Genomic DNA, 25,312 nt, shown 5'->3' on the forward strand with positions numbered 1-25,312 from the left:
GCGCCATTGGGCATGCCAGATGGCTTGTGTCATGATGGCTAAACCGCAGGTTAATCGCATTGACCCCATGAATAGATCCTTAGCGTTGCTGGCCGCCCTCATGTTCGTTGGCGGTTGCCAGAGCCTCACCTCCTCCTCTCCCGACGGCACGCCTCCCGTCGAGGAAACGGCCGCCAACCAGACGCCGGAAGCCCCCAAGGTTTACGCCTCGTTCAGCGAAGAAACGCTGTACGCCTTGCTAACGGCGGAGCTGGCCGGGCAACGCAACCGTTTCGATATCGCCCTGGGCAACTACGTGCATCAGGCCAGGTCCACCCAGGACCCTGCCGTCTCCGAGCGCGCCTTCCGCATCGCCGAGTACCTGGGCGCCGACCAGGCCGCACTCGAGACTGCGTTGATCTGGGCCCGAAACGCTCCGGACAACCTTGACGCCCAACGCGCCGCCGCTATCCAACTCGCGCGCGACGGGCAGTACGACGACTCCATGCAATACATGGAGCGCGTTCTGCTGGGCAAGGGTGACACGCACTTTGACTTCCTCGCCCTGTCTGCGGCGGAAACCGATCCCGACACACGCACCGGCCTTCTGCAAAGCTTTGATCGCCTGCTGGTGAAATTCCCCGACAACGGCCAACTGCTGTTCGGCAAGGCTCTGCTATTGCACCAGGATGGCCGCGCCGAAGAAGCCCTCAAGCTGCTTGAAGCCCACGACGCTAGTGCTCACGAAGTGCCGCCCCTGCTACTGCGCGCACGCCTGCTGCAAGGCCTGGAACGCGGCGAAGAAGGCTTGCCACTGCTGCGCAAAGGCATAAAGGAACACCCACAGGACAAACGCCTGCGCCTGGCCTACGCCCGCCAACTGGTCGAGTTGCAACGCATGGACGAAGCCAAGTCCGAATTCGCCGGCCTGCTGCAGCAGTTCCCCGACGACGATGACTTGCGCTTCTCGCTGGCCCTGGTCTGCCTCGAAGCCGAAGCATGGGACGAGGCGTCGATCTACCTGGATGAGCTGGTTGCACGTGGCAGCCACGTCGATGCTGCCCACTTCAACCTCGGCCGCGCTTATGAAGAGCGCCAGGACCCGAGCAACGCCCTTGTCGAATACGGCCTGGTCGGCCCCGGCAACGACTACCTGTCGGCGCAACTGCGCCAGGCTGAAATCCTTCTCGACAGCGGCCGCGCCAGCGAGGCCCGCAGCCGCCTGAACAAGGCTCGCGAGAACCAGCCGGACTACGCTATCCAGCTCTACCTGATCGAGTCGGAGGCGCTGGCCAATCGCAAGCAGACCGAACAGGCCTGGCAGGTCATTCAGCAAGGGCTGGAGCAGTTCCCCAACGACACCAACCTGCTCTACACCCGCGCCATGCTCGCCGAAAAACGCGATGACCTGCCAGGGCTTGAGCGCGACCTGCGGAGCGTCCTCGAGCGCGAGCCGGACAATGCAACCGTACTCAACGCCCTCGGCTATACCCTTGCCGACCGCACCACTCGCTATGCCGAAGCCAAGAGCCTGATCGAGAAAGCCCACGCGCTCAACCCGGATGATCCGGCCACACTCGACAGCATGGGCTGGGTCAATTATCGCCTGGGCAACCTGAGCGAGGCCGAACGCTTCTTGCGCCTGGCACTGGAAAGGCTGCCCGACCATGAGGTCGCCGCACACCTGGGCGAAGTGCTCTGGGCTCAAGGCAAACAGCGCGAGGCACGCAAGGTCTGGGCCGCCGCCCTGGCCGACCAGCCCGACAGCTCCATCCTGCGCAGCACCCTGCAGCGCCTGACCGGTTCCGAGACCCCCTGATCCATGCGTCGTCATCTCGCTGTATTCAGCCTTATCACCCTCCTCGCCGGCTGCGCCGGCCTGACCGGTCGTGAAGCCATCGAAGGGCACGGCGACGCCCAGCAATGGAAAGCCCACAAGGCCCAGGTCAGCACCCTGGATGCCTGGCAGATCAGCGGCAAGGTCGGCATTCGCGCCCCGCGGGACTCGGGCAGCGGCACGCTGTTCTGGCTGCAACGCCAGGACTACTACGACATCCGCCTTTCCGGCCCGCTGGGTCGCGGTGCAGCCCGCCTGACCGGCCGACCCGGCGCAATCGTTCTCGAGGTCGCCAACCAGGGCCGCTACGAAGCCGAATCCCCCGAATCGCTACTCGAAGAACAGCTTGGCTGGCGCCTGCCCGTCTCGCACCTGCTGTGGTGGGTGCGCGGCCTGCCCGCTCCGGACAGCAAGAGCAAGGTGACACTGGACGGCGCCAGCCGCCTGGCACGCCTGCAACAGGATGGCTGGGATATCGAATACCTCAGCTACGCCGACCAGAACGGCTACAGCCTGCCAGAGCGCATCAAGCTGCGCGGCGAAGACCTCGACGTCACCTTGGTGATCAAGGACTGGCAACCACGCCAGCTCGGCCAATAAGCCCCATGCAAGACGCACAACTGATCCTGCCCGCACCCGCCAAGCTCAACCTGATGCTGCATATCCTCGGCCGCCGCGCCGATGGCTATCACGAGCTGCAGACCCTCTTTCAGTTCCTCGATTACGGTGACGAGCTCGGCTTCTCGCCACGTGATGACGGGGACATTCGCCTGCACAGCGACATCGTCGGCGTGCCCCACGACAGCAACCTGATCGTGCGCGCCGCACGCCGCCTGCAAAGTGAAAGTCATTGCTCGCAGGGTGCCGATATCTGGCTGAACAAACGCCTGCCCATGGGCGGTGGAATCGGCGGCGGCAGCTCCGATGCAGCCACCACCCTGCTCGCCCTGAACCATTTGTGGCAACTCGGCTGGAGCGAAGATCGCCTGGCCACATGCGGGCTCAGCCTGGGCGCGGATGTACCGGTATTCGTGCGTGGACGCGCCGCGTTCGCCGAAGGTGTGGGCGAAAAGCTGGTGCCCGTCGACCTCGAAGAACCCTGGTATCTCGTGCTGGCACCGCAAGTATCTGTCAGCACAGCAGAAATTTTCTCTGACCCGGAGTTGACACGAAATACTCCGGCCATTACAGTGCGCACCGTTCTCGCACAGGGCGGTCGTAATGACTGTCTGTCGGTGGTCGAGAAGCGTTACCCAAAAGTTCGTAACGCTTTGATCTTGCTAAACAAATTTGTTTCAGCTAGATTAACCGGCACTGGTGGTTGTGTGTTTGGGTCCTTCCCAAGCAAAGTCGAAGCTGATAAAGTCGCGGCCCAACTTCCAGCCTCCCTGCCAGGGTTTGTCGCTAAGGGCAGCAACGTTTCGATGTTGCACCGCTCGCTGCAAAGCCTGATCTGAGAAGCGGATGTAGTTTCATCCTTTAGGGGCGTCGCCAAGCGGTAAGGCACCAGGTTTTGATCCTGGCATGCGTTGGTTCGAATCCAGCCGCCCCTGCCATATTCTACGAAGCTGTTCAAAGTTGCCGCTAACGCAGCCATTTTGAACAGCTTTTTAATTCATCAGGTCCACCCTCAGCCGGCAGGTACTGCGCGTGTCCAAGATGATGGTCTTCACGGGGAATGCTAACCCCGACCTGGCGCGCCGTATCGTGCGCCAACTGCACATTCCCCTCGGCGATGCCTCCGTAGGCAAGTTTTCCGATGGCGAAATCAGCGCTGAAATCAATGAAAATGTTCGTGGTAAGGACGTCTTCATCATCCAGCCTACCTGTGCACCTACCAACGACAACCTGATGGAACTGGTGGTGATGGCTGATGCCTTCCGCCGCTCCTCGGCTACTCGTATCACCGCCGTGATCCCCTACTTCGGTTATGCCCGCCAGGACCGCCGCCCGCGCTCCGCTCGCGTGGCAATCAGTGCCAAAGTAGTTGCCGACATGCTCACCGTGGTCGGTATCGACCGCGTACTGACCGTCGACCTGCACGCCGACCAGATCCAGGGCTTCTTCGATATCCCGGTAGATAACATCTACGGTTCCCCCGTTCTGGTGGACGACATCGAAGACCAGCGTTTCGACAATCTCATGATCGTCTCCCCGGACATCGGTGGCGTTGTGCGCGCACGCGCCGTGGCCAAGTCCCTGGGCGTCGATCTGGCGATCATCGACAAGCGTCGCGAGAAGGCCAACCACTCCGAAGTGATGCACATCATCGGTGATGTGGAAGGCCGCACCTGCGTACTGGTCGATGACATGGTCGACACCGCCGGCACCCTCTGCCATGCCGCCAAGGCACTGAAAGAGCACGGCGCGTCCAAGGTCTTCGCCTACGCCACGCACCCGGTTCTGTCCGGTCGCGCGATCGAAAATATTGAAAACTCCGTACTGGACGCACTGGTGGTGACCAACACCATCCCGCTGTCCGCTGCGGCACAAGCCTGCGCCCGAATCCGTCAATTGGACATGGCGCCGGTAGTAGCTGAAGCGGTACGCCGCATCAGCAACGAAGAATCGATCAGCGCGATGTTCCGCTAAGCGAAACATCCACTGACGACAAGTGCCCCGCGCATGCGGGGCTTTTTGCCCAACCGCCCGCACGCTGGTCGCAAGCGAAGCTGGCGGTTTGGTTATTTTGGAGAAGTGAAATGACTGAATTTGCCCTGAATGCCGAAGCGCGTTCCGACCTGGGGAAAGGTGCGAGCCGCCGCCTGCGTCGTATCGCCAGCCTGGTTCCAGCCGTAATCTACGGTGGTGATAAAGCCCCGCAATCGATCAGCCTGCTGGCCAAAGATCTGGCCAAGCTGCTGGAAAACGAAGCGGCCTTCAGCCACGTGCTGACCCTGAACGTTGCCGGCGCCACCGAAACCGTTCTGATCAAGGCCCTGCAACGCCACCCAGCCAAAGGCTTCGTACTGCACGCTGACTTCGTTCGCGTCGTAGCCGGCCAGAAACTGACCGCCCACGTTCCTCTGCACTTCCTCAATCAGGAATCCTCGGTTGGCGTGAAGCAGCAAGGCGGCGAAGTGTCCCACACCATCTCCGAAGTTGAAGTTTCCTGCTTGCCAAAAGACCTGCCGGAATTCATCAACGTCGACCTGGCTAAAGTGGAAGTCGGTCAGATCGTTCACCTGTCCGACCTGACCCTGCCGAAAGGCGTCGAGCTGGTGGCCCTGGCCCACGGCAACGACCTGGCAGTGGCCAACATCCACGCCTCCCGCGTTGCGAAAGACGAAGAAGGCGCCGCCGAGTAATACTCGCGACGCTGCACAACAGCCCAGCCGTTTCGACGGCTGGGCTTTTGTATATTTGCATAAAGGGCTCCTGTCATGACCGCCGTACAACTGATCGTTGGCCTGGGTAACCCCGGCCCCGAATACGACCAGACCCGGCATAATGCGGGGGCTCTTTTTGTTGAACGCCTGGCCGACAGCCAGCGAGTCAACCTGAGCGTCGACAAGAAGTATTTCGGCCTGACAGGCAAATTCAGCCACCAGGGCCGCGATGTTCGCCTGCTCATCCCCACTACCTTCATGAACCGCAGTGGCCAGGCCGTAGCTGCACTGGCGAATTTCTTCCGCATCAAACCGGAAGAGATCCTCGTAGCTCATGACGAACTCGATATGCCTCCGGGTGTTGCCAAGCTCAAACTGGGCGGCGGACACGGTGGGCACAACGGGCTGCGCGACATCATCGCCCAGCTCGGCAACCAGAATAACTTCCACCGCCTGCGGCTCGGCATTGGCCATCCCGGCCATGCCAGCATGGTCTCCAATTACGTCCTGGGCCGCGCTCCACGCAGCGAACAGGAACTGCTGGACACCAGCATCGACTTCGCCCTCGGCGTCGTCCCCGAGATGCTCGCAGGCGACTGGACCAAGGCCATGCAGAAGTTGCACAGCCAGAAAGCCACCTCTTAACTCTTTACCGCCTTATCGCGCGAGGGACACACCATGGGATTCAACTGCGGCATCGTCGGCCTGCCCAACGTCGGCAAGTCCACCCTGTTCAACGCCCTCACCAAATCGGGTATCGCGGCAGAGAACTTCCCCTTCTGCACCATCGAACCGAACAGCGGCATCGTACCCATGCCCGACGCCCGCCTGGCGGCCCTGGCCGAGATCGTCAAACCTGAACGCATCCTGCCGACCACCATGGAATTCGTCGACATCGCCGGCCTGGTAGAAGGCGCCTCCAAGGGCGAAGGCCTGGGCAACAAGTTCCTCGCCAACATCCGCGAGACCGACGCCATCGCCCACGTGGTGCGCTGCTTCCAGGACGACAACGTCATCCACGTCGCCAACAGCGTCGACCCCAAGCGTGATATCGAGATCATTGACCTCGAACTGATCTTCGCCGACCTCGACAGCTGCGAGAAGCAACTGCAGAAGGTCAGCCGTAACGCCAAGGGTGGCGACAAGGACGCCGTAGCGCAGAAAGCCCTGCTCGAGAAGCTCATCCCCCACTTCACCGAAGGCAAGCCCGCACGCACCCTGCTCAAGGCCCTGGGAGACGACGAGAAGCAACTGGTTCGCAGCTTCCACCTGCTCACCAGTAAACCGGTGATGTACATCGCCAACGTTGCTGAAGACGGCTTCGACAACAACCCGTTGCTCGACGTGGTCCAGGCCATCGCCGACGCCGAAGACGCCATCGTTGTTCCGGTGTGCAACAAGATCGAAGCGGAAATCGCCGAGCTCGATGATGGCGAAGAAAAGGACATGTTCCTCGAATCCCTCGGCCTCGAAGAGCCAGGCCTCAACCGCGTGATCCGCGCTGGTTACGAGCTGCTCAACCTGCAGACCTACTTCACCGCCGGTGTTAAGGAAGTTCGCGCCTGGACCGTCAAGGTAGGCGCCACCGCGCCCCAGGCTGCCGGCGTGATCCACACCGACTTCGAAAAAGGCTTTATCCGCGCCGAAGTCGTCGCCTATGACGACTTCATCCAGTACAAGGGCGAAAGCGGCGCCAAGGAAGCCGGTAAATGGCGCCTGGAAGGTAAGGAATACATCGTCAAGGACGGCGACGTGATGCACTTCCGCTTCAACGTGTAAGCAATTGATCGCGCGCAGAAAATCTCCAATGACAGGGCTTGACAGCCCGCCACCAGCCGAGAATAATGCGCGCCTCAAACGGCTACGTAGCTCAGTTGGTTAGAGCACGGCATTCATAATGCTGGGGTCCGGGGTTCAAGTCCCTGCGTAGCCACCAAACAAAACAAAGGCTTACCTTCGGGTAGGCCTTTGTCGTTTCTGGCTTATGGGAACGTGACCAGTCGCCCCCCCCTCTTCACGAGAATTTCACAAGCAATTGCGCACCCTGTCGTCACTGACTACTCCAGGACAGTGATGTGCTCCTTTTCAGCCCCGCCCTTGTGCGGGGCTTTTTATTGCGCAGCCTTCCAACGCACCTACTTCCTACCCGCGCCAAGCCACGTCCAGCACCATCTACAAATGGGCTCAAGCAAGCCCCTGCTGTCCCAATCGGGCTCAAAGGAAAGCCGACACGCAGGCTCACCCGAAGTGGTGTCCTAATGGCTAAAAAAGCCTGAACGAAACCCAGCCGACCTTCGTCTTAAGGCATAGAACAACAAGATGACATGCCGCAGGACGCAACATGATGCCTTCTCGAACCCTCGCACGTTGCGTGCTTCTTCTGGATGCAATCCATCATGCCCACCCAGTGCCGGCAGCCCGTTGCGCACGCAAGACGCGGCGCCTGATCAGCATCCAGAACAAGGTCATAAAGGTGTACATGGCATCGCAGTGCCTGGATGAAGACTTGAGAATCGCGCTGAATCTAATGGGGCGCATTGCTGCCGAGTTCAGGGCCGGTCATCAACCGCCTAGGCGCTCACATCGCTAGCGCCACTTACTCCCCGCCGTAGTATGCAAGTCCTCAGCCCTCGACCGCTTCTGCCAAACCCTCGGCCCATACGCGATAGCCCAACGCGGAAGGGTGATAGCCATCCTCCGCCAGGTAACCGGCTGCGCCGTTGGCCTGTATCGGGTGATATCCCGCAGTCAGCTCGCGACAGACAAGCTGCAATTGCTCGTCCAGCAACGCGCCACGCGTACCCAGCACCTGGCGCAGCAGCCAGGGCAAAGCACTGAAATGCTGGATTGGCGGTACGCCGGCAAAGAGCACTTGAGCACCCTGCCCTTGCAATGCCAAGCCGATCTGACGCAGTGCCGACGTCCATGCGCGCAAGCTGCTCAGGTGGGTGGTGTCGTTGACGCCGAAGACCACGATGGCCAGATCGATGGGCTCAGCCAACATCTGTGGCAACAGCCGCTCACAGGCTTGCGGCGCCGTGATGCCATTCTCGCCACAGGCACGCCAGGCCACGGTGCGTTGCAAGCGTGAGGCCAGCGCTTCGCCGACCTGCGCAGCCAGCGCCAACTCGTTCAGCGGAACACCGACACCCGCCACGGTCGACTCGCCGAGCAGCGCCAGGCGCAGCGGTGGTCCTGGAAATGTAGCACCAGCCACGCCCTGTGCAGGCCCCGAAGCAGGTTGCAGGCGCACGGCACTGCGCCGCACCCGCACGGCCAGAACCAGCAGCAGTGGCAAGAGCGTCACGGTAACGCCCCACCACAACAGCGTACGCAGGCGCATCACAGCGTGATGGTGACCGCTTGTGCCGAGCGTTCTGCCTTGGCCCGGGCCAGGGCCTCGGACTCATCGCGCGCCAGGGCCACACCCATACGCCGTTGCCCGCTCACTTCCGGCTTGCCGAACAGGCGCAGCGCGGTATCCGGCTCAGCCAAGGCGGCCCCAAGGTTGGCGAAGCTGACCTGTTGCGACTCGCCCTCGACCAGGATCACTGCCGAAGCCGAAGGGCCGAACTGGCGAATGGCCGGGATCGGCAGGCCCAGGATGGCCCGTGCGTGCAGGGCAAACTCGGAGAGGTCCTGGGAAATCAGCGTGACCAGACCAGTGTCGTGCGGACGCGGCGAAACCTCGCTGAACCAGACCTGATCACCCTTGACGAACAATTCAACGCCGAACAGGCCGCGCCCGCCCAGCGCCTCGGTGACCGCCTGAGCGACTCGCTGCGACTCGGCCAGCGCCTGTTCGCTCATGGCCTGCGGCTGCCAGGATTCATGGTAATCGCCCTTGACCTGACGATGACCGATAGGCGCGCAGAAGGTAGTGCCGCCGACATGGCGCACGGTCAGCAGGGTGATCTCGTAATCGAAATCGATGAAGCCTTCGACGATCACCCGGCCCTTGCCGGCGCGACCGCCCTCCTGGGCGTAATCCCAGGCGGCCTGCAAGTCGTCAGCGGACTTGACGACACTCTGCCCCTTGCCCGAGGAACTCATGATCGGCTTGACCACGCATGGGCAGCCGACGGTTTCCACCGCGACCTTGTAGGCCTCGAAGGTGTCCGCAAAGAGGTAAGGCGAAGTCGGCAAACCGAGCTCTTCGGCAGCCAGGCGACGGATGCCTTCGCGGTTCATGGTCAGTTGCGCGGCACGTGCACTGGGGATGACGGTAAAGCCTTCCCGCTCCAGCGCAACCAGGGTATCGGTGGCAATCGCCTCGATTTCGGGAACGATATAGTGCGGACGTTCCTGCTCGATGATCGCGCGCAGGGCCTCGCCGTCGAGCATGCTCAGCACATGGCTGCGGTGCGCCACCTGCATGGCCGGGGCATTGTCATAGCGGTCCACGGCAATCACTTCGCAGCCCAGGCGCTGCAACTCGATCACCACTTCCTTGCCCAGTTCACCAGAACCACAGAGCAGAACACGAGTAGCTGTCGGCGACAGCGGGGTACCGATACGGGGCATGCAATCATCCTCGGAAAAAGAAAAAGTGGGGCAGTCAAGGCGACTCGGGCTGCAGCAGGAACTGGCCGGCCGCGCGGGTGCGCTCGACACAACGCTGCAGCACCTCCCGCCGCTCGACGTTGTCCATGCGGCCCCAGCGCGTTATTTCATCGGCACTACGTTGGCAGCCGATACAGATGTCCTGGTCATCGAGGGCACAGATGCTCACGCACGGCGAGCGAACCGGACGTTCGGCTTGCATCAGTCGTCCTGGGGCACGAGGTCGCGCGCATAACGCTGGGCGTTGTGCACATAGTGGGCGGCGCTGGCTTCGAGCATTTTCTTCTGCGCCTCGGTCAGTTCACGCACCACCTTGCCGGGCGAACCCATGACCAGGCTGCCGTCGGGAATTTCCTTGCCCTCGGGAATCAGCGCATTGGCGCCGATGATGCAGTACTTGCCGATCTTCGCACCGTTGAGGATCACCGAATTGATACCGATCAGGCTGTAATCGCCCACCGTGCACCCGTGCATCATCACGTTGTGGCCGACCGTCACACCTTTGCCCAAGGTCAGCGGGAAGCCCATGTCGGTGTGCATCACCGTGCCGTCCTGGACGTTGCTGTTCTCGCCGATATGGATCAGTTCGTTGTCGCCGCGCAGCACGGCACCGAACCAGACGTTGGCGCCGGCCTCGAGCTTGACCTTGCCAATCAGCGTGGCGTTGGGCGCCGTCCAGCTTTGTGGATCGGTCTCGACACGGGCATCGCCCAGACGGTACTTCATGCGCAGCTCCTCACAGGTGGATGACCCTGACCGATGACTTCGGCGGCTGGTCCAGATCGATCCCGGCGCCGTACACCAGGTTCACCAGTTCGACGATCATCACGGCCGTCAGGCCCCAAATCTTGTAGTTATCGTAGTGGTAACAGGGCACATACCAGCTGCGCCCTTCGTAATCGATGCGATGGGTGACCTCACGCGGGTCATCGCAGAAGAATGCCAGGGGAACGGAGAACACCGCGGCGATTTCATCATCGTTTGCCCGGTACTCCACGTAATCGGGCACCACGCCGACGTACGGGGTCACCTTGATGCCGAAGCGCGACACCAGCGGGCTGAGCGGGCCGACGACCTCGACCAGGCCCGGCGGCAACCCCACTTCCTCCTCGGCCTCACGCAGGGCCGTGTGGGTCAGGTCGCGGTCTTCGGGATCGCGTCGGCCACCGGGGAAGGCCACTTCTCCACCGTGGGTGGACAAGCCACTGGCCCGCAAGGTCAGCACCAGCTCAGGCTCGTCGCTGCGAGTGATCGGAACCAGCACTGCCGCCTCGGGCAAACGCTCGTCGACGGTGAGGATGCGCGGAGTATGGCTGCGCACGCGTTGCAGCAGCTCGTCGAGCATGGTCGTTCTCGGTCTATTTTTGTCTGGGCCATGATGGCATGAAAGCCGACGCCCGCCCAAGCCCCGAGCCAACGGCGCGGCTTGCCGGGGCACCTGACTGGCGCCAAGATGGGCGAACAAGAGAGGAGCCCGCATGAAATTTTGCAGCCACTGTGGCAGCCCCGTGGAAGAGCGCATCCCGCAGGGAGACAACCGCCTGCGCTTCGTTTGCCCGCAGTGCAGCACCATCCATTACCAGAACCCGCGCATCGTCGCGGGCTGCTTGCCGGTCTGGGGTGAGCAGGTCCTGCTATGTCGCCGTGCCATCGAGCCGCGCCGGGGCTTCTGGACTCTGCCGGCTGGTTTCATGGAGAACGGCGAAACCCTCGAACAGGCCGCCGCCCGCGAAACCCACGAAGAAGCCTGCGCCCGCGTTCGTGATCTCAACCTCTATACGCTGTTCGACCTGCCGCATATCAGCCAGCTGTATGTGTTCTTCCGTGCGGAGCTGGTCGACTTGGATTTCTGCGCTGGCGAGGAAAGCCTCGAGGTACAACTGTTCCACGAGCACGAAATTCCCTGGAACGAACTCGCCTTCCCCACCGTCGGACGTACTCTGAAGTGTTATTTCGCCGACCGCATCGCGCATGCCTATCCGGTGCGCAATGAAGGTATCGCGCCTTTGCGTCCGAGAACCTGAACAGCGACCGCCGAACCCGATGACCGACCAGGAGAACACCATGGACACCAGTGATCACCACAGCCTGAGCACCCTGTTCGAACAACTCGGCCTGCCGGCCAGCAACGCCGATATTGCCGCCTTCATTCGCGACAATCACCTGGCCAAAGGACAGAAACTATCGGAGGCCCCTTTCTGGACACCCGCCCAGGCCAGCTTCCTGGCCGAAGCCCTGTCCCGAGACGCCGACTGGGCCGTACAGGTCGACGAGCTGGCGACATCCCTCGCCAAATAGCCCTCAGCCAGGGGTGGCCCCGAGAAAGCGCTACGTACGGATGAACGGCCCGCCGGACGAGGATTGATCATCACCGCCGGCATAGGCAGACTCTCGTCCCAGAATCCGTATTCCCGCTCTCCGGAACCTCGCAATGCGCTGGCTGCTCGCCCTACTCTGCTTTTCCCTGATCGGCGTCGGTCACGCCTCGACCAGCGCGCCCCTGGCAGACAAGCGCGTGGACAAGGTGCTAGTGGTCAAGTCCGAACGCAAACTGCACCTGATGGAGCGCGGCGAAATCCTCAAGTCGTACCGGATCTCCCTCGGCAAGCAGCCCAAAGGCACCAAAGTCCGCGAAGGTGATAGCCGCACCCCGGAAGGCTTCTATTGGATCGACTGGCGCAAGACCAGCGACAAATACAACCTGTCGATGCACATCTCCTACCCCAACGCCCGCGACCTGGACAACGCCCGCAAACAAGGCGTGTCGCCAGGCAGCATGATCATGATTCATGGCACGCCGCTGGATGACGAGTACCCCGAGTGGTACTTCCACACCCTTGACTGGACCGAGGGCTGCGTCGCCATGAAGAACACCGACATGCGCGAAGTGTGGAATCTGGTCAAAGACGGCACGCTGATCGAAATCCGCCCCTGATCACCCTGCTGCACACAGCCCAAGTTTCCGCTTGAAGCGCTGGACAAACTCCAAGATCATGCGCGGGCCTTTTATTCGGACCAGAGCTAATCATCCATGGAACAGAAACACTCAGGGCTTGGCATTGCCTCCTTCATCATCAGCATCGTCACCGGCATTCTGATTTTTCTGCTGTTCATCGTCGCAGGTGTAATCGAGTCATCGACGCCGGGCGGGATCAACGAAGAGTCGACCGAAGCCATCGTGCTCGGTCTGTTCATCATCCTCATGCTGTTCATCAACCTAGTGGCCATCGGCCTGGGTATCGGCGGGCTGTGCCAGAGTGAGCGCAAGAAGATCTTCGCCATCCTCGGCACCATCTTCTCTTCGCTGACCACCCTGCTGGCGATCCTGCTGATCATCGTCGGCAACTCGATGTAAGCACTGCTCACCGGGGGCATTGCGTCCCCCGGCAACTTCCCAACCTCCCTGCATCCATTTGCGCCAATTCATTTGGCGCGATAACTTGTCGCGCCTCCACTTCCCAACAGGGCGCACCATGAAAAAGCCAGAACCCTGCTCAGCACTGCGCCTGGACAACCAGCTGTGCTTCGCCCTGCACTCCACCTCCCTGCTGATGACCAAGGCGTACAAACCCCTGCTCCAGGGTATCGGCCTGACCTACCCGCAATACCTGGCCATGCTGGTGCTCTGGGAGGGCGATGGCATCACGGTAGGGGAAATCAGCAACCGCCTGCTCACCGACCCAGGCTCCCTGACACCCCTGCTCAAGCGCCTGGAAGCTGAAGGGCTACTGACCCGCACCCGCAGCCGTGCCGACGAACGCGTGGTCGAGCTGCACCTGACCGGCAAGGGACGTGCCTTGCAGGCCCAGGCGGAACATTTCCCCACCTGCATCGTCGAGGCCAGCGGCCAAAGCGTCGCCCAGTTGGTCGCCCTCAAAGATGAAATCATCGCCCTGCGCGAACAGCTGCAACGCTCGACCTAACCCGATATGCGCTCCTCGCAGGTGACACGGGAATATTGCTTCTAACAAATATCTTGCACACAAAATAACATCGCACTATATTTCGTCTCACGCACAAACCTTGCGCGCAATTATTTAACCAACAAACAATTTGCGAGATATCCCCATGCAAGCCATCAAAGCCCTGTACACCGCTACCGCCACTGCTACCGGAGGCCGTGACGGCCGCGCTGTTTCTTCTGACGGTTTTCTCGATGTGAAGCTGACCACGCCACGCGAACTGGGTGGCCAAGGTGGTGAGGCCACCAACCCGGAACAGCTGTTTGCTGCCGGTTACTCAGCCTGTTTCATCGGCGCGCTCAAGTTTGTCGCCAGCCAGAAGAAACTGGCCTTCCCCAGCGACGCCTCCATCACCGGCAAGGTCGGTATCGGCCAGATCCCCGGCGGCTTCGGTCTGGAAGTTGAGCTGGATGTCAGCCTGCCTGGCCTGGATCAGAGCGTTGCGCAGGAACTGGTCGAGGCGGCCCACCAGGTCTGCCCGTACTCCAACGCAACCCGTGGCAACATCGACGTGCGTCTCAGCGTCAGCGTCTAACCGGCACTGAAACGAAAAAGCCCCGGCACGCACATGGCGGACCGGGGCTTTTCAGCGAGCGAAAGTCAGAACCTCAGGTCGGACAACCGCCAGACGTCATACGCCGGCGTCTCATACGGATGAGTCTTCTTCAGCGCCTTGACCACGTCGTGAATCAGCTCGTCTGCAACCACGAGCTCAACCTTCCACTCCGTGACTTCCTTGAGTACATTCTGCTGCCCGAGGAAAGGCGAACTGCCCTCCAACGCGCGGTACTGTCCCTGTCCCTGGGTCTGCCAACAACAATGGTCATAGCGCCCTACCTCACCCGCGCCAGCGGCGAAAATCGCCTGTTTGACTTCTTCCAGGTGACTCGGTGGAACATAGAAACACAGCTTGTACATCAGGTTCTCCAAGGTGCATCGACGAATACGGGAACCTTGCGGTTCACCCTGCCCAGCAATGATGGCATTTTGCCTTATTCTTACCATGAGGCACAGTTCGCATCTGCACGTTGGAGTCACGCAAAAGATGAAAATGCCCAGGATCGCTAGAACACCTAGGTATACAACCGGGGCAATCAATCACCTTTGATAAAGCGTGACCAATGCGCCCGAAAGCCGGTTGCCGGTGGGTTATGGCTACCGTCGCAGTAGGGCAGGCGCCGCGACAGGCCACAGCGACATAGCAGCAGATGCTGCTCGCGCACCGGCTCAAGCCGCACTGCATCGGTACAACCGAGGGAACAATCGGGAAGTTGCGGCGAACGCCCACAACGGCACAGCGTCAAGGTATCGCCAGGTCGAACCTGGCGCACCTCGGGAAAAATCACAGACGGGTCATCGGCCATGGCCGAGCCCGCCCTTTCTCAGCAACCGTGCCAGGCTGACACGGCTGACGGAGCGACTCAGTCGACCCACACGCGCGCATTGCGGAACATGCGCAGCCAGCCGCCATCTTCCTGCCACTCGTCCGGGCGCCAGGAGTTCTGCACGGCGCGGAAGACCCGCTCCGGGTGCGGCATCATGATGGTCACACGACCATCACGGCTGCACAGACCGGTAATACCACGCGGCGAACCGTTGGGGTTGGCCGGGTAGGTTTCACTGACCTTGCCGTGGTTGTCGACGAAGCGCATCGCCACGGTGCCGGACAGATCGGCCTCAAGCAGGGCTTCCTCGCTCTCAAACTCGGCATGACCTTCACCGTGGGCAATGGCGATCGGCATCCGCGAACCGGCCATGCCACGCAGGAAGATCGACGCCGACTCCTGGATCTGCACCATGGCTACGCGCGCTTCGAACTGCTCCGAGCGGTTGCGCACGAAGTGCGGCCAGAACTCGGTGCCCGGAATCAGCTCGTGCAGGTTGCTCATCATCTGGCAGCCGTTGCACACGCCAAGGGCGAAGCTGTCCTTGCGCTCGAAGAACGCCTGGAACGCATCACGGGCACGGCTGTTGAACAGCGCCGACTTGGCCCAGCCTTCCCCGGCACCCAGCACGTCACCGTAGGAGAAGCCACCACAGGCGACCAGGCCCTTGAACTCTTCCAGGCTGACGCGACCGGCGAGGATATCGCTCATGTGCACGTCGACCGCCGCGAAGCCGGCACGGTCGAAGGCCGCGGCCATTTCCACCTGACCGTTGACGCCCTGCTCACGCAGCACTGCCACTTGTGGACGCACGCCCTTCTTGATGTAAGGCGCGGCGATGTCCTGGTTGACGTCGAAGGACAGTTTGATCGACAGGCCAGGGTTGTCCTCATCGAGAATGCTGTCGAATTCCTGCTCCGCGCAGGTAGCGTTATCGCGCAGACGCTGGATCTGGTAGCTGGTTTCCGCCCACTGGCGCTGCAACAGACGACGCTGGCCGCCGAACACCGGCTCGCCATTGAAGCTGATGGCCACGTCACTGCCGTTGACCGGCTGACCGATCACCGCCACGCAGTCACCCAGGCCGGCCGCACTGAATTGCGCCAGCACATCCGGGGTCGCGTCCTGACGCACCTGGATCACCGCACCCAACTCTTCGTTGAACAGCACGGCAGCCAGTTCTTCACGCTCATCGGCCAGCGCGTCGAGGAACAGGTTCAGGCCGCAATGACCGGCGAAGGCCATTTCCAGCACGCTGGTCAGCAGGCCGCCGTCAGAACGGTCGTGGTAGGCCAGCAGATGACCGTCGGCGTTGAGGCCCTGGATCACGGCAAAGAACGCCTTGAGGTCTTCGGCGTCGTCGACGTCCGGCGCGCTCTGGCCGAGCTTGCCGTAGACCTGAGCAAGGATCGAAGCCCCCATGCGGTTCTGGCCACGGCCGAGGTCAACCAGAATCAGGTCGGTCTCGCCCTTGTCCAGACGCAGTTGCGGCGTCAGGGTCTGGCGAATGTCGGCAACCGGCGCGAAACCGGTGACCACCAGCGACAGCGGCGAGGTGACGCTCTTCTCCGTCCCCTCGTCCTGCCACTTGGTCTTCATCGACATCGAGTCCTTGCCCACCGGAATGGTGATGCCGAGCGCCGGACACAGCTCCATGCCAACAGCCTTGACGGTGTCGTACAGGCGCGCGTCTTCGCCCGGGTGACCGGCAGCGGCCATCCAGTTGGCGGACAGTTTGATGTCGGAAATCTTCTCGATGCGCGAGGCGGCGATGTTGGTCAGTGTCTCGCCGATCGCCATGCGCCCGGAAGCAGCGGCGTCGAGCAGGGCCAGCGGCGTGCGCTCGCCCATGGCCATGGCTTCACCGGTGTAGACGTCGAAGCTGGTAGCAGTCACGGCCACGTCAGCCACGGGCACCTGCCACGGGCCGACCATCTGGTCGCGGGCCACCAGGCCGGTAATCGTGCGGTCACCGATGGTGATCAGGAAGCTCTTGCTGGCCACGGCCGGATGACGCAGCACGCGATTGACCGCTTCATCCAGATCGACGCTGGCGGCGCTGAAGTCATCGCCCAGCTCGGCCTCGCGCACGGCGCTGCGGTGCATGCGCGGCGCCTTGCCGAGCAGTACTTCGAGCGGCATGTCCACGGCATTGTTGCCGAAGTGGCTGTCGGCCACGGTCAGGTGACGCTCCTCGGTGGCCTCGCCGACCACGGCGAACGGGCAACGCTCACGCTCGCAGATAGCCTTGAAGCGCTCCAGATCGACAGCGTCGACCGAGAGCACGTAGCGCTCCTGGGACTCGTTGCACCAGATTTCATGGGGCGCCATGCCCGGCTCGTCGTTGGGCACGTTGCGCAGCTCGAAACGACCACCGCGACCACCGTCGTTGACCAGTTCCGGGAAGGCGTTGGACAGGCCACCGGCACCGACGTCATGGATGAATTTGATCGGATTCTTGTCGCCCAGTTGCCAGCACCGGTCGATCACCTCCTGGCAACGACGCTCCATTTCCGGGTTGTCACGTTGTACCGAGGCGAAGTCCAGGTCAGCCGAGCTAGCACCGGTGGCCATCGACGAAGCGGCACCGCCGCCCAGACCGATGAGCATGGCCGGGCCGCCGAGCACGATCAGCTTGCCGCCGACGCTGATCTCGGCTTTCTGCACGTGTTCTTCGCGGATGTTGCCCATGCCGCCAGCGAGCATGATCGGCTTGTGATAACCCCGCACTTCTTCACCGCGCGGCGTATTGATCGCCTGCTCGAAGGTACGGAAGTAACCGGTCAGGGCCGGACGGCCGAATTCGTTGTTGAACGCGGCGCCGCCCAGCGGGCCTTCGATCATGATGTCCAGCGCGGTGACGATGCGCTCGGGTTTGCCATACGGCACTTCCCACGGCTGTTCGAAACCTGGGATGTTCAGGTTGGACACGGTGAAACCGGTCAGGCCAGCCTTGGGCTTGGCACCGCGACCGGTCGCGCCTTCGTCGCGGATCTCGCCGCCGGAGCCGGTGGACGCGCCGGGAAACGGAGCAATGGCGGTCGGGTGGTTATGCGTCTCGACCTTCATCAGGATGTGTACCGGCTCCTGAGACGCCGCATATTCGCGGGTTTCGGGATTCGGGTAGAAACGTCCGCCGACGCTGCCGACGATGACCGCGGCGTTGTCCTTGTAGGCAGACAACACGCCTTCACGGTTCAGTTCGTGGGTGTTCTTGATCATGCCGAACAGCGACTTTTCCTGGCTCTCGCCATCGATGTCCCAACTGGCATTGAAGATCTTGTGGCGGCAATGCTCGGAGTTGGCCTGGGCGAACATCATCAGCTCGATGTCGTGCGGGTTGCGCCCCAGGTCGTTGAAGCTCTTCACCAGGTAGTCGATTTCGTCCTCGGCCAGCGCCAGGCCCAACTCGACGTTGGCCTTTTCCAGCGCGGCGCGACCTCCGCCCAGCACGTCAACCGCCGTCAGCGGCTTCGGCTGCGCGTGGCTGAACAGCCCTTCGGCCTGCTCCAGCGCCCCCAGAACAAGCTGGGTCATGCGGTCATGCAGCACACTGGCGGCAGCCTGGACATCGGCCTCGCTCAGTTCGCCGGCGACGTAGTAGGCAATGCCGCGCTCCAGGCGCTGGATTTTCGCCAGGCCGCAGTTGCGGGCGATGTCGCTGGCCTTGCTCGACCAGGGCGAAATGGTGCCGAAACGTGGAATGGTCAGGAACAGGCGGCCACTCGGCTCCTGCACCGGCACGCTCGGGCCGTATTTCAGCAGGCGGGCCAGAACATGCTCTTCGTCGGTGCTGAGGACACCGGTGACATCGGCAAAATGCGCGAACTCGGCGTACAGCCCGGTCACGGCGGGGACCTTGGCGGTCAGTTGCTCGAGCAATTTACCGTGACGAAAAGCAGAAAGAGCGGGCGCGCCGCGCAGGATCAACATCGTGAACAGCCTCTGGGAAGGGGTGTGCTTTGAGGCCGTGCATTCTAGCCTAAAGCACCGGGCGGCGGCACCCGTCAGGCGTTCCGCGTATCAGAGCCACCGATAGCTGTCGAGATATGGCGACTGACAGGCTTTGCGTATACTGCGCCGATGTTTGCCCAAACTGCGTTCCGCACGCGCACTGCCGCCTGGCTGCTGGCTACCGGAATCTTTCTGTTGCTCGGTGGCTGTGGTGAAGAACCCCACCAACCGACCACGCTCGAGCGCGTGCAGAAGGAGGGTGTCCTACGCGTGGTCACCCGCAACAGCCCGGCTACCTATTTCCAGGATCGCAGCGGCGAAACCGGCTTCGAGTACGAGTTGGTCAAGCGTTTCGCCGACAACCTCGGCGTCGAACTGAAGATCGAAACCGCAGACAACCTCGATGACCTGTTCAGCCGCCTCAACCAGCCCGATGGCCCGGTATTGGCCGCTGCCGGGCTCGTTGCCAGCGACGGCCGCAAGGTCCAGGCAAAGTTCTCCCAGCCGTACCTGCAGGTCACCCCGCAGGTCATCTACCGCAATGGCGAGCAACGCCCGAGCCGCCCGGAAGACCTGATCGGCAAACGCATTCTCGTCCTCCAGGGCAGCAGTCACGCCGAACAGCTCAAGCAACTGCAAGCAACCCTGCCCGAACTCAAATATGAAGAATCCTCAGCGGTCGAGGTGGTCGACCTGTTGCGCATGGTCGATGAAGGACAGATCGACCTGACCCTGGTCGACTCCAACGAACTGGCCATGAACCAGGTGTACTTCCCCAATGTACGCGTGGCATTCGACCTCGGCGATGCACGCAACCTGGCCTGGGCCATGGCGCCTGGTGCCGATGACAGCCTGCTGCAGGAGGTCAATCACTTCCTCGCGCTGGTCGAGGAAAACGGCAGCCTGCAACGCCTGAAGGACCGCTATTACGGGCACGTCGACGTACTCGGTTATGTCGGCGCCTATACCTTTGCCAAGCACCTGCAACAGCGCCTGCCACGCTACGAACAGTTCTTCAAACAGGCTGCCGAGAAGCACAAGGTCGACTGGCGCCTGCTCGCGGCCATTGGCTACCAGGAATCGCTGTGGCAACCGGAAGCCACCTCCAAGACCGGCGTGCGCGGCCTGATGATGCTGACCCAGGGCACCGCCCAGGCCATGGGCGTGGCCAATCGCCTGGATGCCCGACAAAGCATTCAGGGAGGCGGCAAGTACCTGGCGCTGATCCACAGTGGCCTGGCCGAGGAGCTGGAAGAGCCGGATCGCACCTGGTTCGCGCTGGCCGCCTACAACATCGGCATCGCTCACCTCGGCGACGCCCGCAAGCTGGCCCAGGCCGAAGGGCTGAACCCGAACAAGTGGCTCGACGTGCAGAAGATGCTGCCACGTCTGTCGCAGAAGCAGTGGTACAGCAAGACCCGCTACGGCTATGCCCGCGGTGGCGAGACCGTGCACTTCGTGCGCAACATTCGCCGCTACTACGACATCCTCAACTGGGTGACCCAGCCGCAGCTGGAAGGCTCACCGATCGTGGAGAACATCATCCACGTGCCTGGCGTGGCCAAGCAGGAACCTGGCGATAACCCAACGCTCTGAGCCCTTCGCGCCCCGAGCGTCACACAGCAAGAGCCCCAGATCGCGCACCGAAACATGGCTCAGCCCCGTGGCACGCCCGGCATGCAGTGCACAAAAAACGATCAGAGCGAGCGGCGCGCCTTGAAGAAGGCCCGCAGCACATCACCGCAATCCTCGGCCAGCACCCCGCCTTCGACCAACACGCGGTGGTTGAGGAAGGTCTGCTCGAAGAACTGACCACGACTGCTCACCACGCCAGCCTTCGGCTCGCTGGCACCGTAGACCACGCGCGCAATGCGCGAGTGCACGATCAAGCCGGCGCACATGCTGCACGGCTCCAGTGTCACGTACAGGGTGCTACCCGGCAGGCGGTAATTGAGCTGCGCCAGCGCGGCAGCGCGAATGGCCACCATCTCGGCATGAGCACTGGGATCATGGGTAGAGATCGGGCAGTTGAAGCCACGTCCAATCACTTGGCCCTCATGCACCAGCACCGCCCCCACCGGCACCTCGCCCAGCTCACCACCCTCGGCCGCCAGCGCCAGGGCTTCACGCATGAAGTCCTGGTCACGGCTACGGTCGACGATCATCGGCTTGCGCATCAGGCGACTTCTATCGCGGCCATCAGGCCGGTTTCCATGTGGTCGATGACGTGGCAGTGGAACATCCACACCCCCGGGTTATCGGCCACCAGGGCAATACGTGCGGTCTCGTTCTTGCCCAGCAGGTAGGTGTCGGTGAAGTACGGGATGATCTTCTTGCGGTCGGAACTGATCACCTTGAAGGCCATGCCATGCAGGTGGATCGGGTGCAGGTACTGCGCCATGTTGCGCAGCTCGAAGATGTAGTGGCCGTTCTTCTTCAGCGTGGCGATAGGTCGGTCGGCACAGGTCTTGTCCTGGATATCCCAGGCCTTGCCGTTGATCTGCCAGTAATTGCTCGGCCGCCCCGGGCCGTTGACCAGGGTCGCCGCCCACTCGAACTTGAAGCTCAATGTCTCGGCCTTGGACAGGTCCGGCTCGGGCACCGGGTTGCGCGGCAGCGCCGCAGGCCAGTTACCAGCCGGCTCGGCACTGGCAATGCTGCGCAGGGTAGCCAGCCGCAGCGGGCCATTGCGCAGCGGCAACTCCTGCCCGGCTTCCGGGACCTTGAGGGCCAGGTCGATGCGCATGCCTGGGCCGAGCCAGTATTCCTTGCCCAGCTCGCGCGGCTCGATGGGGTGGCCATCCAGCGCATAGATACGGACATCCGCCCCCGGCATGTTGAGGCGATAGGTCACGGTGTTGTCGAGGTTGATCACGCGCAGGCGCACCACCTGCCCGGCAGGCAACTCCAGCGTCGGCGCAGGGACGCCATTGATGGTGCTCAAGCGCCCACGCGTACCTTCACGAGCCGCCTCACGCGGCACGCTGAAGGCGGTGAAAGCGCCCTCCTCGTCGATGTGCCAGGTTTTCAGGCTGAGCGTACGCTCATGCTGAAACCCCGACGGCTCGCGCTCCTCGACGATCAACGGGCCAACCAGGCCACGCCCCAGCTGCTCGGCACTGGACAGGTGCGGGTGGTACCAGAAGCTGCCGGCATCCTCGGTCTTGAACTGGTAGTCGAAATACTCGCCAGGCAGCACCGGCAATTGCGACACATAGGGCACACCGTCCATCTCCAGCGGCAGGCGGATGCCATGCCAGTGAATGGTGGTCGGCTCATCGAGCTTGTTGATGAAACGCACGCGTAACCAGTCGCCCTGACGCGAGCGCAGCTCCACACCCGGTGCCTGGCCGCCATAGCCCCAGGCAGGCGTGGAATGCCCGGCGACCAGCTCGATATCGACCGGTGCGGCGATCAGTTCGTAGTCATGTGTTTGGGGCGCGGCCACGCGCGCCAGCCAATAGCGTGCGCCGCCAGCAGCGAGGCCAACGACGCCGATACCGGCGATGCCAGACAAAATCTGTCTGCGGGTGAAAGACATGGTTCAGGCTCCTGAAACGGGACAGCTCTGACGCCAATCCGGTTGGGGCTGCATGGGCCTCTGCGGGCGCTGGCGCGAACGATACACCCTGAGCGCTCTTCCAGCGAACCGAAGGCCCGAGACGATTTGTCGCGCGCCGGTACTCATGTACTGCGGCGCACGTAGGCCCTGGTGGTCAGCAGGTAGACGGGCAGTCCGGACACCAACACGATCAGCGCTGCATAAGGCGCCGCACCGGCATACTCAAGGTTGCCGGTATGCGACCAGACTTTCGTGGCCAGGGTATCCAGACCGGTCGGACCGAGGATCAGCGTGGCCGTCAGCTCCTTCATGCAATCGAGGAACACCAGCACGAAACCGGCGCCAATGGCCGGGAAGATGATCGGCAGGGTCACCTTGACAAAGGTCGCGAGAGGCGTATGCCCCAGGGTACGGGCCGCCTCTTCCAGTTGTGGTGAAGCCTTTTCCAGCGCCACACGGATCGGCCCCTGGGCCATCGGCATGAACAGCAGCGCATAGGCCACCAGCAACAGAATGCTGGTCTGGTACAGCGCCGGGACGTAACCCAGGGCGAAGAACACCAGCGACAGGGCGATCACCAGCCCCGGCAAGGCATGCAGCAGATAGGGTAGCCTGTCCGCCAGCGTCGCCATACGCCCGTAGTAGCGCACCACCACCAGGCAGACCGGCAAGGCCAGCAGGCAACTGAGCAACGCGCCGCCGAAGGAATACGTCAACGAGGACCACAGCGTCTCGGCAATCTCCATGACTGGGAAACTGGCCGAACTGCCTTCGGCGATCCAGAAACCCAACATGGTCAGCGGAACACCACAGCCGATGACGACCAGCGCCAGCAGCAGCACCTGCGCCAGCACGCCCCAGCGCCCCAGGCCCACCCGCGCGGCACTGCGGGCCACACCCTGGCCGGTGCGCGCATAGCCACGCCCGCGCAGGCGGAACTCACCCCACAGCAGCAGCATGCACAACGCCAGCAGCAGCGCCGAGAGCATGGCCGCATTGCTGCCGCTGAACTCCAGTTCGAACTGCTGATAGATCGCCGTGGTGAAGGTCTGGTAACGCATGATCGACGGCGCGCCGAACTCCACCAGCATGTGTACCGCCACCAGCAGGCTGGTGGCCATCAACGCCGGGCGCAGCAGTGGCAATGTGACCCGCCAGAACACCTGGCGCCGGTTGTAGCCGAGCATCCGCGCCGACTCCTCCAGCGCCGGATCAAGGTTGCGCAAGGTGGCGACCACCGGCAGGTAGACCAGCGGATACTTGGACAGGATCATCACCAGCACCGTCCCGCCGAGGCCTTCGAACAGCGGACTGATCGACACCCAGGTGAAACCGCTGACGAACGACGGAATGGCAAACGGCAAGCACAACAGCACGTTCCAGTGCCTGCGCCAGCGCAGATCACTGCGCTCCACCAGCCAGGCCAGCGTCAGACCGATGAGCGCGCAACCAATGGTGACCAGCACCATCAGCTTCATGGTGTTGGCTAGCAGGCCGAATACGAAAGGCCGCCACAGCAGCGCCCAGGCCTCGTGCAAACCCGTCTGCCCCGCCCGCACCACGACGAAGAACAACGGCAGCGCCGCTACCAGCAACAGCGCCAACACGGGAATCTGCAACCAGATCGGCGGCGACTTGCGCCGACGTCCGCCCACAGGCATGGGCAACGGGGGTAGCTCGGGACTCACGGCCTGGGTGGGCATGCTCAGTTCAGCCCGACTTCGCGCTGCAGCTCCAGGGCATCCTCGGCCAGGCCGATTTGCGATGCCGTGATGGCAGGCGGCTTGAGCTGGTCATACGGCTTGAGCAGGGGGTCGGCCGACACCTTCGGATTCACCGGATACTCTGCCGACTTGCTGAGTACGGTCTTCTGCCCTTCCTCGCTGATCATGAAGGCCAGGAACTGCTGGGCCTCTTTCGGATGCTTGGTGGATTTGATCACCGCAGCGCCGGAAACGCTGGCCAGGCCACCGGCATCGCCATCGGCGAAATAGTGCAATCTGGATTTGAGCTCGCCCTTTTCCTTCTTCAGCGCTGCCCAGTAATAGCTGTTGACCAGGGCCGCGCCGGCTTCACCGTTCTCCACCGCCTTCATGGCGATGACGTTGTTGGTGTAGGTACTGCCGAATGCCTTGAGGCCGGTCAGCCACTCCTCGGCCGCCTCACGCCCGTCGAGACGGATGACAGCGGCTGTCTGCCCGAGAAATTCACCACTGCTCGGCACGAAGGCAATCTTGCCCGCCCATTCGGGGCCGGCCACATCGAGTACCTTGGTGGGCAACTCATCCTCACTGACCAGGTCCGGGTTGTAGGCCAGTACCCGCACGCGCGAGGTAATGCCCAGCCACTGGCCGCCTTCATCAGAGAACCCTGCATCGATCTGCCCAAGCGTTGCGTCGTCGACCTTGGCCAGCAACCCCTGGCTCGCCAGCTTGACCAGCGGCGGCGCTTCCTCGGTATAGATGATGTCGGCCGGCGAGCGCGCGCCTTCCTCGGCGATCTGGTTGGCCAACTGGCCGCCACCGCCCTTGCGGATCAGCACCTTGATGCCGGTCTTCTTGGTGAATGCTTCGGCGACGGCCTTGCCGGTCGCTTCGTGCTGGCCGTTGTACAGCGTCAGGGTCACCGTATCCGCCGCTTGTGCGGCCATGGGCAACAACAGGCCGAGGGACAGGACGCCCGCGCCACAGGCACGCGCCAATGCAGTTACAAGACGTACCGACATGAACCACTCCTCTAAA

At 62.3% G+C, this 25,312-nt stretch carries 26 protein-coding genes and 2 tRNA genes; 16 read left to right on the forward strand and 12 right to left on the reverse strand.

All coding sequences use genetic code 11. From position 1 onward, the window contains the following. Nucleotides 1-67 precede the first annotated feature (67 nt). The 9 genes from ACWPW0_RS17435 to ACWPW0_RS17475 all read left to right on the forward strand — a co-directional run bounded on the left by ACWPW0_RS17435 (nucleotide 68) and on the right by ACWPW0_RS17475 (nucleotide 7,081). Nucleotides 68-1,798: a tetratricopeptide repeat protein gene (locus ACWPW0_RS17435; protein WP_454256014.1), complete on the forward strand. Its 1,731-nt coding sequence runs from the start codon at nucleotides 68-70 to the stop codon at nucleotides 1,796-1,798. 3 nt (nucleotides 1,799-1,801) lie between these two features. Then, nucleotides 1,802-2,416, forward strand: a complete 615-nt coding sequence (gene lolB / locus ACWPW0_RS17440; protein ID WP_454256015.1) for a lipoprotein insertase outer membrane protein LolB — start codon at nucleotides 1,802-1,804, stop codon at nucleotides 2,414-2,416. 5 nt (nucleotides 2,417-2,421) lie between these two features. Continuing rightward, a complete protein-coding gene (gene ispE / locus ACWPW0_RS17445) occupies nucleotides 2,422-3,273 on the forward strand; it encodes a 4-(cytidine 5'-diphospho)-2-C-methyl-D-erythritol kinase (RefSeq protein WP_454256016.1) in 852 nt (283 codons plus the stop codon). Between the two features lie 24 nt (nucleotides 3,274-3,297). Then, nucleotides 3,298-3,372, forward strand: a tRNA-Gln gene (locus ACWPW0_RS17450). Between the two features lie 94 nt (nucleotides 3,373-3,466). Then, a complete protein-coding gene (locus ACWPW0_RS17455) occupies nucleotides 3,467-4,408 on the forward strand; it encodes a ribose-phosphate pyrophosphokinase (protein WP_447593391.1) in 942 nt (313 codons plus the stop codon). Nucleotides 4,409-4,518: 110 nt separating this feature from the next. Beyond that, a complete protein-coding gene (locus tag ACWPW0_RS17460) occupies nucleotides 4,519-5,124 on the forward strand; it encodes a 50S ribosomal protein L25/general stress protein Ctc (RefSeq protein ID WP_454256017.1) in 606 nt (201 codons plus the stop codon). 75 nt (nucleotides 5,125-5,199) lie between these two features. Next, nucleotides 5,200-5,790, forward strand: coding sequence for an aminoacyl-tRNA hydrolase (gene pth / locus ACWPW0_RS17465; RefSeq protein ID WP_447593394.1), 591 nt, complete (start codon nucleotides 5,200-5,202; stop codon nucleotides 5,788-5,790). A 33-nt stretch (nucleotides 5,791-5,823) separates the two neighbouring features. Beyond that, entirely contained in the window at nucleotides 5,824-6,924 is a 1,101-nt protein-coding gene (gene ychF / locus ACWPW0_RS17470) for a redox-regulated ATPase YchF (protein WP_454256018.1), read from the forward strand. Nucleotides 6,925-7,004: 80 nt separating this feature from the next. Then, nucleotides 7,005-7,081 (forward strand) — tRNA-Met (locus ACWPW0_RS17475). Between the two features lie 687 nt (nucleotides 7,082-7,768). Here the strand turns inward: ACWPW0_RS17475 and ACWPW0_RS17480 are convergent. From ACWPW0_RS17480 to ACWPW0_RS17500, 5 genes are read right to left on the reverse strand one after another with little or no spacing between them, the layout of a single operon-like run. Further along, nucleotides 7,769-8,488, reverse strand: a complete 720-nt coding sequence (locus ACWPW0_RS17480; RefSeq protein ID WP_454256019.1) for an SGNH/GDSL hydrolase family protein — start codon at nucleotides 8,486-8,488, stop codon at nucleotides 7,769-7,771. Continuing rightward, a complete protein-coding gene (purT, locus tag ACWPW0_RS17485; protein WP_454256020.1) occupies nucleotides 8,488-9,669 on the reverse strand; it encodes a formate-dependent phosphoribosylglycinamide formyltransferase in 1,182 nt (393 codons plus the stop codon). Before purT ends, ACWPW0_RS17480 begins: the two co-directional genes overlap by 1 nt. Nucleotides 9,670-9,703: 34 nt before the next feature. Continuing rightward, the gene (locus ACWPW0_RS17490; protein WP_447593401.1) at nucleotides 9,704-9,910 is read right to left on the reverse strand and encodes a DUF1289 domain-containing protein; all 207 of its coding nucleotides are present in this window, start codon (nucleotides 9,908-9,910) and stop codon (nucleotides 9,704-9,706) included. Next, entirely contained in the window at nucleotides 9,910-10,434 is a 525-nt protein-coding gene (locus ACWPW0_RS17495) for a gamma carbonic anhydrase family protein (RefSeq protein WP_447593403.1), read from the reverse strand. Before ACWPW0_RS17495 ends, ACWPW0_RS17490 begins: the two co-directional genes overlap by 1 nt. A 10-nt stretch (nucleotides 10,435-10,444) precedes the next feature. Continuing rightward, on the reverse strand, nucleotides 10,445-11,053 hold the full coding sequence (locus tag ACWPW0_RS17500; RefSeq protein ID WP_447593405.1) for a CoA pyrophosphatase: 609 nt from the start codon (nucleotides 11,051-11,053) through the stop codon (nucleotides 10,445-10,447). A 133-nt stretch (nucleotides 11,054-11,186) separates the two neighbouring features. Between ACWPW0_RS17500 and ACWPW0_RS17505 the strand changes: the two genes are divergently transcribed. The 6 genes from ACWPW0_RS17505 to ACWPW0_RS17530 all read left to right on the forward strand — a co-directional run bounded on the left by ACWPW0_RS17505 (nucleotide 11,187) and on the right by ACWPW0_RS17530 (nucleotide 14,205). Beyond that, the gene (locus ACWPW0_RS17505; RefSeq protein WP_447593407.1) at nucleotides 11,187-11,732 is read left to right on the forward strand and encodes an NUDIX hydrolase; all 546 of its coding nucleotides are present in this window, start codon (nucleotides 11,187-11,189) and stop codon (nucleotides 11,730-11,732) included. A gap of 40 nt (nucleotides 11,733-11,772) precedes the next feature. Beyond that, nucleotides 11,773-12,006, forward strand: a complete 234-nt coding sequence (locus tag ACWPW0_RS17510; protein WP_447593409.1) for a DUF2789 family protein — start codon at nucleotides 11,773-11,775, stop codon at nucleotides 12,004-12,006. Nucleotides 12,007-12,139: 133 nt separating this feature from the next. Beyond that, nucleotides 12,140-12,643 (forward strand): L,D-transpeptidase family protein, encoded by a 504-nt coding sequence (locus ACWPW0_RS17515; protein ID WP_454256021.1) that lies wholly within the window; start codon nucleotides 12,140-12,142, stop codon nucleotides 12,641-12,643. 96 nt (nucleotides 12,644-12,739) lie between these two features. Further along, nucleotides 12,740-13,063, forward strand: coding sequence for a hypothetical protein (locus ACWPW0_RS17520; protein ID WP_447593413.1), 324 nt, complete (start codon nucleotides 12,740-12,742; stop codon nucleotides 13,061-13,063). 118 nt (nucleotides 13,064-13,181) lie between these two features. Continuing rightward, a complete protein-coding gene (locus tag ACWPW0_RS17525) occupies nucleotides 13,182-13,631 on the forward strand; it encodes a MarR family winged helix-turn-helix transcriptional regulator (protein WP_447593415.1) in 450 nt (149 codons plus the stop codon). A gap of 145 nt (nucleotides 13,632-13,776) precedes the next feature. Beyond that, nucleotides 13,777-14,205 (forward strand): organic hydroperoxide resistance protein, encoded by a 429-nt coding sequence (locus tag ACWPW0_RS17530; protein ID WP_447593416.1) that lies wholly within the window; start codon nucleotides 13,777-13,779, stop codon nucleotides 14,203-14,205. A 65-nt stretch (nucleotides 14,206-14,270) separates the two neighbouring features. On the opposite strand, the gene ACWPW0_RS17535 is transcribed toward ACWPW0_RS17530, so the two are convergent. The 3 genes from ACWPW0_RS17535 to purL all read right to left on the reverse strand — a co-directional run bounded on the left by ACWPW0_RS17535 (nucleotide 14,271) and on the right by purL (nucleotide 18,988). After that, the gene (locus tag ACWPW0_RS17535) at nucleotides 14,271-14,588 is read right to left on the reverse strand and encodes an NGG1p interacting factor NIF3 (RefSeq protein WP_447593417.1); all 318 of its coding nucleotides are present in this window, start codon (nucleotides 14,586-14,588) and stop codon (nucleotides 14,271-14,273) included. A 176-nt stretch (nucleotides 14,589-14,764) separates the two neighbouring features. Then, complete coding sequence (locus ACWPW0_RS17540; protein WP_454256022.1) at nucleotides 14,765-15,034, reverse strand: CDGSH iron-sulfur domain-containing protein; 270 nt, start codon at nucleotides 15,032-15,034, stop codon at nucleotides 14,765-14,767. Between the two features lie 57 nt (nucleotides 15,035-15,091). Continuing rightward, the gene (gene purL, locus ACWPW0_RS17545; RefSeq protein WP_454256023.1) at nucleotides 15,092-18,988 is read right to left on the reverse strand and encodes a phosphoribosylformylglycinamidine synthase; all 3,897 of its coding nucleotides are present in this window, start codon (nucleotides 18,986-18,988) and stop codon (nucleotides 15,092-15,094) included. A gap of 150 nt (nucleotides 18,989-19,138) precedes the next feature. Here purL and mltF point away from each other — a divergent pair, with 150 nt between their 5' ends. Beyond that, nucleotides 19,139-20,605, forward strand: coding sequence for a membrane-bound lytic murein transglycosylase MltF (gene mltF, locus ACWPW0_RS17550; protein ID WP_447593423.1), 1,467 nt, complete (start codon nucleotides 19,139-19,141; stop codon nucleotides 20,603-20,605). A 101-nt stretch (nucleotides 20,606-20,706) separates the two neighbouring features. Here the strand turns inward: mltF and tadA are convergent, their stop codons facing one another. From tadA to ACWPW0_RS17570, 4 genes are all read right to left on the reverse strand, one after another. Further along, nucleotides 20,707-21,186, reverse strand: coding sequence for a tRNA adenosine(34) deaminase TadA (tadA, locus tag ACWPW0_RS17555; protein ID WP_447593425.1), 480 nt, complete (start codon nucleotides 21,184-21,186; stop codon nucleotides 20,707-20,709). Continuing rightward, nucleotides 21,186-22,550, reverse strand: coding sequence for a multicopper oxidase family protein (locus tag ACWPW0_RS17560; RefSeq protein ID WP_454256024.1), 1,365 nt, complete (start codon nucleotides 22,548-22,550; stop codon nucleotides 21,186-21,188). Before ACWPW0_RS17560 ends, tadA begins: the two co-directional genes overlap by 1 nt. Nucleotides 22,551-22,693: 143 nt before the next feature. Further along, nucleotides 22,694-24,274 (reverse strand): ABC transporter permease, encoded by a 1,581-nt coding sequence (locus ACWPW0_RS17565; protein WP_454256025.1) that lies wholly within the window; start codon nucleotides 24,272-24,274, stop codon nucleotides 22,694-22,696. A gap of 2 nt (nucleotides 24,275-24,276) precedes the next feature. Further along, the gene (locus tag ACWPW0_RS17570; RefSeq protein WP_454256026.1) at nucleotides 24,277-25,296 is read right to left on the reverse strand and encodes an extracellular solute-binding protein; all 1,020 of its coding nucleotides are present in this window, start codon (nucleotides 25,294-25,296) and stop codon (nucleotides 24,277-24,279) included. Nucleotides 25,297-25,312 lie beyond the last annotated feature (16 nt).

The organism is Pseudomonas sp. Marseille-Q8238 (genome assembly GCF_965111915.1).